The organism is Mycobacterium sp. (assembly GCF_049280035.1).
Lineage (GTDB): Bacteria > Actinomycetota > Actinomycetes > Mycobacteriales > Mycobacteriaceae > Mycobacterium.
Map to the genome: position 1 here is coordinate 1 of NZ_JBAPPI010000366.1, position 6,247 is coordinate 6,247.

The window sequence follows — 6,247 nt, forward strand, 5'->3', positions numbered from 1 at the left end:
GGAGTGGGTGGAGCCCATCCTCGAAGCGACCACCACCCTGCAGGTGGCCACTGGCATCGTCAACATCTGGTCGGCGCCGGCCAAGCCGGTCGCCGAGTCGTTCCACCGCATCGACAAGGCTTACCCCGGCCGGTTCGTGCTGGGTATCGGCGTCGGGCATCCCGAGGCGGTCAGCGAATACCGCAAGCCCTACGACGCGCTGGTGGAGTATCTCGACCGCCTCGACGACTACGGCGTGCCCGCCGAGCGCCGAGTGATTGCCGCGCTGGGCCCACGGGTGCTGAAGCTTTCGGCGCAGCGCAGCGCCGGAGCGCATCCCTACCTGACCACGCCGGAGCACACCGCGCAGGCCCGTGAACTGATCGGCCCGTCGGCGTTTCTGGCGCCCGAGCACAAGGTGGTACTGACCACCGACGCGGACCGCGCCCGGGCCGTCGGCCGTAAGGCACTCGATATTTACCTCAACCTCGCCAACTACCTGAACAACTGGCGGCGGCTGGGATTCACCGACGACGACATCATTCGCCCCGGCAGCGACCGACTCGTCGACGCCGTGGTGGCCTACGGCACGACCGACGCGATAGCCGCCCGGTTGAATGAACATCTCGACGCCGGCGCCGACCACGTGGCCGTTCAGGTGCTGACGAAAAATGCGAACCTGGTCCCGGCGCTGGCCGAATTGGCGGGGCCGCTTGGGCTGAATCAGTCTTGACGAACCAGAGGGGACCTAGATGACCGACGCAGCATCGCTGAAACCCGACCTGGGCCGGTACGGCGTATGGCTGGGTTTCCGCTCAATCAAACCCGAGCTGGCCACGCAGATCGAATCGCTCGGTTATGGCGCTGCCTGGATCGGTGGATCGCCGGATGCGGAACTGGACTGGGTGGATCCGGCTCTGGCGCAGACTAATTCGCTGCAGCTGGCGACCGGCATCGTCAATATCTGGTCCGCGCCGGCGCCGGCGGTCGCCCAGTCGTACAAACGCATCGAAAGCGCCCATCCGGGAAGGTTTTTGCTGGGCATCGGGGTAGGCCACCGCGAGCACACCGAGGAGTACGTCAAGCCCTACGACGCGCTGGTCGGCTACCTCGACGAACTCGACTCCGACATGGTGCCGACCAGTCGTCGAGTTCTTGCGGCGCTGGGCCCCAAGGTGCTGAAACTGGCCGCCGAGCGCAGCGCGGGCGCGCATCCGTATCTGACCACGCCCCAACACACGGCCAAAGCGCGCGAAGAGATGGGCAACTCGGTGTTCTTGGCACCGGAGCACAAGGTGGTGCTGAGCACCGACGCCGACGAGGCCCGCCGGATTGGCCGCGAGACCGTCGACCACTACCTGGGACTGAGCAACTACGTGAATAACTGGCTGCGGCTGGGGTTCAGCGAAGACGACGTGCGCAAGCCCGGCAGCGACCGGCTGATCGACTCGGTGGTGGCTTACGGCACCCCCGAGGCCATCGTGCAGCGTCTCAACGAGCATGTGGAGGCCGGCGCCGATCACGTGGCGATCCAGGTGCTGGGCGCCTGGACTCCAGAGACGCTGCTGCCTGCCCTGAGCGAACTGGCCGGGCCGCTGGGGCTGACGCCGACAAGCTGACCACGCCGCCCAGCTAAGGTTTCCCCATGCGGCTGCTGGTCACCGGCGGCGCTGGTTTCATCGGCGCCAACTTCGTGCACACCACTGTGCGCGAGCACCCGGACGACGCGGTGACAGTGCTGGACGCCATGACATATGCCGGCAGCCGCGAATCGCTGGCTCCCGTCGAAAACGACATCCGGCTGGTCCAGGGCGACATCACCGACGCCGAGCTGGTCTCCCGACTGGTTGCCGACTCCGACGCGGTGGTGCACTTTGCGGCCGAAACCCACGTCGACAACGCGTTGGACGACCCGGCGCCGTTCCTGCGGGCCAACGTGATCGGGACGTTCACCATTCTGGAGGCGGTGCGCCGACACGGGGTGCGGCTGCATCACGTTTCCACCGACGAGGTGTACGGCGATCTTGCGCTCGGCGATCCGCAGCGGTTCACCGAGTCCACGCCCTACAACCCGTCGAGTCCGTACTCGTCGACCAAGGCCGGCGCCGACATGCTGGTGCGAGCCTGGGTGCGCTCCTACGGCGTGCGTGCGACGATTTCGAACTGCTCCAACAACTATGGGCCCTATCAGCATGTGGAGAAGTTCATTCCCCGCCAGATCACCAACGTGCTCACCGGGCGCCGGCCGAAGTTGTACGGCAAGGGGGCCAACGTCAGGGATTGGATCCACGTCGATGACCACAACGACGCGGTTCGGCGAATTCTCACCCGCGGCCAGGCCGGCCGGATTTACCTGATCGGCGCCGAGGGCGAGCGCGACAATTTATCGGTGCTGCAGACGCTGCTGCAGCTGATGGGCCGCGATCCCGACGACTTCGATTATGTCGCCGACCGCGCCGGTCACGACCTGCGCTACGCCATCGACCCGACGTCGCTGTGCGACGAATTGGGCTGGGCGCCAAAGCATACCGACTTCACCGAGGGCCTGCGCGCTACCATCGACTGGTACCGGGAAAACGAATCATGGTGGGGTCCGTTGAAAGCTGCCGTCGAGGCCCGCTACCAGCAGCGGGGTCAGTGACATGCAGGCCCGTGAGCTCGACATCGCCGGCGCATGGGAGATCACCCCGCAACTGCATTCCGATTCGCGTGGGCTGTTCTTCGAGTGGCTCACCGGCCGGGGCTTCACCGGGTTCGCCGGTCACCGACTGGACGTGCGGCAAGCCAACTGTTCGGTGTCGGCGGCCGGTGTGCTGCGCGGCCTGCATTTCGCCCAGCTGCCACCGAGTCAGGCCAAGTATGTGACCTGCCTTTCCGGATCGATTTTCGACGTCGCCGTCGACATCCGGGTTGGCTCACCAACTTTCGGCCAGTGGGATTCAGTGGTGCTCGACGACCATAACCACAAGTCGGTGTACCTCTCCGAGGGCCTCGCGCACGGATTCCTTGCGCTACAAGATAACTCGACGGTGATGTACTTATGTTCAGCGGAATATAACCCGCAACGCGAACACACCATTGCCCCCACCGACCCGGCGCTGGCGATCGACTGGCCGAGCGGACACGAATTGGTGTTGTCTGACCGGGATGCCGCAGCGCCCACCCTCGACGAAGTGCGCGCCGCCGGTCTGCTGCCGAGTTGGGAAGAGACCAAGGACTTCGTAGCAGAGCTCCGCAAACGTTAACCCGCGGCATGGAACTGGAGCCGTCGGTTTGACTCCGGCTTTCGCGGGTATCCGATTCCGGAGCACGAGCACTGAGAACCCGTCCGGCGCAGAGGAGGTCATCATTTTCCATCAATTGGTACTGGCCGCATACAGCCAGCCCGAGGCCGCAGGCTTTATTCTGCACAGCATCAAGCTCATTTTCCTCCTCATCGGAGGTATCATCTCGTCGATTATTTGCGCCGTGATCGCCGCGATGAAGGGCCGCAACCCATTCGGTTGGGGCATCCTCGGATTCTTCTTCAGCATTCTGACGCTGATCGTGGTGATAGTGATCCCGTCCAAGAAGGACTAAACGCAACCCTTTAGCTAGAAGGGGCGGCGGTTCGTCGTTGGCGATGATCCGCGCTTCTTCGCGGCGTTGCGCGGCTTGGCGCGCTTGGCGGCCGGTGCGGGATGGCGTCGAGCGTGCCGGTCGCTGCGCACAGGCCGGGAAATAGCAGCGCGCTGCCCGGAGTGCTCACATAGGTCTGCCCGGACGGTGAGGTCCAGATGACGGTGGCGTCGGGCAGTTGTTGATCAGCCCAACCCCAATAAGTTTTGAGCAGATGTTGGCACCGAATTGCGAAAGAACATTTTGGTCGCGGGCATCTTGCCGGCGTCTCTTCTGATGGATGGTGAGGGCCGCCATGCGGGCCAGTGCCTGTCGGGCTGTTGAGCCTGCGGGTTCCTTAGCGGATGCTGAGCGACTCCGGAAATCGACATGCGGGTCGTGTTCGTGTAACCGCCGACCGCCTGCTTTCCCCGACCAAGGAAGTTAGATGGCCGTTGAGCAGCATCAATGCTGCAAAGCGGGGTGGCAGGGAAAAGAAGCGGAGTTGCCGAAAAAATTTTGCTCAAAATCTTGCTAAAAACAAAACCCAAGGTTTACCTTAAGCGCACCTGAGACCCCGCGCCCCCTTGTCTAGGAAGTACCAGCGATGGCTGATCGACGCGGCAGCAAGCACAATCCGCACTCGAGCAAAGCGATGACCCACCGTCGTCAGCGTGCAGTCGGGTTGACCGGCGCGATCTGCATGTTTTTGACACTGGGGCTGGGGCCGCTGGCCACTGCGCCGAAAGCCACGGCCGATGAGTTTGACGTGGTCATTGACCAGGTCCTCAATGCGATCACCGCTTCGTTGGGTGATGTGGCTGCCGGTTCGGCGGCGGGTTCCGAGCTGGGCAGTCTGAGCCTGGGTGCCACCGAGTCGACGGCGGGGGTGGGCCTGGGTTCGCTTTCTGATGTGGGCTCGGTGGCGGCGGCCAGTCCGGTTGATGCCTGGTTGCATGGGCTAGAGCAGGATTGGATTGACAGCGGATTTGGTCAGCAGGTTGACACCGCGATCAATAGTTGGTTCAACCTGGTCGATCCCACCACCGGTGCGTGTGGGTTGATCTGTAACGGCGCTGATGGGGTCGGGGGCGGCACGCTGGCGCAGGCCGATGGTCAAGGTGGCGGATTGATCTTCGGTGACAGCGGCAATGGTGCGCAGCCGATGAGTCAGAACTTGCTGGTCAACCCCGGCTTCGAAACGGCAGACCCGTCCGGGTCGGGCTTCAGCGGGGTGACCATTCCGGGCTGGACGGAGACCGGCACCCCGACCGTGATCGCCTACGGCACCCAGGGCGGTTATCCGTTGGGATTGTCGTCTCCGTTCCCAAAGATCTTCGACTTTCCACAGGCCGCGCCCCCGGGCGGCGGCGACAATTTCGCCGGCGGCGGACCCGTGGCGAATTCCTCCATCAGCCAAACCGTCGACCTCATCGGCGCAGCCGGAACGCCGTACACGCTGAGTGCAGATCTCGGCGGCCAGGGCTTGAACGCGTCCGATGCCTCAGTGCAGGTCACCTTCCTCGACGCCCATGGGGACGTCCTGGGCACCGGCTCGCTCAATCCGGTCACGGTATGGGATCGCCTGGGTATCACCGGGTTTGAGGAACGCGACATCTCCGGGACGGTCCCGGAGGGCACCACCTCCGCGCAGGTGACCACGACCTTCACCGACAACAACCCGTTCCTCGGCAACTACAATTTCGCCTACGCCGACAACGAATCGTTCACCGTCGGAGATCCAAGCCTCACCCCGGCGCCGCTCACCACACCGACGTCCGACGTCGGCCAACTGGATCACGTGTTCCTGATCTACATGGAGAACAAGGGCGCCGGCGACATCGTCGGCAGCCCGAACGCGCCGTACATCAACAGCCTGATCGACACCAATGGATATGCCGACAACTACTACGCGCTGGGCCACCCGAGCGACCCTAACTACTTCCGGATTATGGGCGGATCGGACTTCGGCATCGACTACAACCCCGTCTCGAACGTCATCGACGCGCCCAGCCTCATGCAAGAAATGGATCAGGCGGGCATATCGTGGGCCGGCTACGCGCAGAGCATGCCCTCCCCAGGTGACATCGTGTCATCGGGTGACTACTCCGTCGACGAATTACCCTTTGCCCAATTCGGCTACGTCTTCAACAACACCCCTGCCTACCTGCAGGAACACCTGCTCCCGCTGACGGAGTTGCCCACCAATCTCGCTGACCCGAGCAGCTTCCCTGAATTCACGTGGATCGCAGCCAACGAGGCCAACAACATGGAAGGCCCTGTCGATACTCCTTCTGGCCTTGCCCAATTCATTGCCACCCAGTTCACGGACCATCAGTACAACGTCGCGGCCGGCGACCAGTTCGTCCAGCAAGAGGTGTCCGCCATTGAAAACTCGCCAACGTGGACTGACCCGACGCAAAAGGACGCGATCATCGTCACGTTCGACGAGGACAACAACAACCTGTCACTGGGCTTCGGTAACGAGGGCAACAACGTTCCAATGATCGTCATCCCGAACGGGGGCGCCGTGACGGATGGGGGGATGGAATCCGGCCCCTTCACCACCAGTGACTACTACAACGAGTACAGCCTGATGGCCACGATTGAAGACGCCTTGCGAACTATGAAGGGAACTCTGGACCCGCTCACTGCCAACGACATGTACGCC

At 63.2% G+C, this 6,247-nt stretch carries 6 protein-coding genes; all 6 read left to right on the plus strand.

Annotation, left to right across the window (positions count from 1 at the left end):
* Positions 1 to 712 (plus strand): LLM class F420-dependent oxidoreductase (locus tag WAN71_RS12370; RefSeq protein WP_422225605.1); only part of this gene is annotated, 712 nt, incomplete at its 5' end.
* A gap of 19 nt (positions 713 to 731) precedes the next feature.
* Complete coding sequence (locus WAN71_RS12375; protein ID WP_422225606.1) at positions 732 to 1,598, plus strand: LLM class F420-dependent oxidoreductase; 867 nt, start codon at positions 732 to 734, stop codon at positions 1,596 to 1,598.
* Between the two features lie 26 nt (positions 1,599 to 1,624).
* Positions 1,625 to 2,620 (plus strand): dTDP-glucose 4,6-dehydratase, encoded by a 996-nt coding sequence (gene rfbB / locus WAN71_RS12380; RefSeq protein WP_422225607.1) that lies wholly within the window; start codon positions 1,625 to 1,627, stop codon positions 2,618 to 2,620.
* 1 nt (position 2,621) lies between these two features.
* Complete coding sequence (gene rfbC / locus WAN71_RS12385; protein ID WP_422225608.1) at positions 2,622 to 3,224, plus strand: dTDP-4-dehydrorhamnose 3,5-epimerase; 603 nt, start codon at positions 2,622 to 2,624, stop codon at positions 3,222 to 3,224.
* A gap of 28 nt (positions 3,225 to 3,252) precedes the next feature.
* The gene (locus tag WAN71_RS12390; RefSeq protein ID WP_422225609.1) at positions 3,253 to 3,558 is read left to right on the plus strand and encodes a deoxyribodipyrimidine photolyase; all 306 of its coding nucleotides are present in this window, start codon (positions 3,253 to 3,255) and stop codon (positions 3,556 to 3,558) included.
* 625 nt (positions 3,559 to 4,183) lie between these two features.
* Positions 4,184 to 6,247: alkaline phosphatase family protein (locus tag WAN71_RS12395; protein ID WP_422225610.1), on the plus strand; the 2,064-nt coding region annotated here is incomplete at its 3' end.

Excerpts from the sequence above, each read along its gene's own strand:
- WAN71_RS12375 (WP_422225606.1), top strand. The coding sequence starts at position 732 with ATGACCGACGCAGCATCGCTGAAACCCGACCTGGGCCGGTACGGCGTA.
- rfbB (WP_422225607.1), top strand. The coding sequence starts at position 1,625 with ATGCGGCTGCTGGTCACCGGCGGCGCTGGTTTCATCGGCGCCAACTTC.
- rfbC (WP_422225608.1), top strand. The coding sequence starts at position 2,622 with ATGCAGGCCCGTGAGCTCGACATCGCCGGCGCATGGGAGATCACCCCG.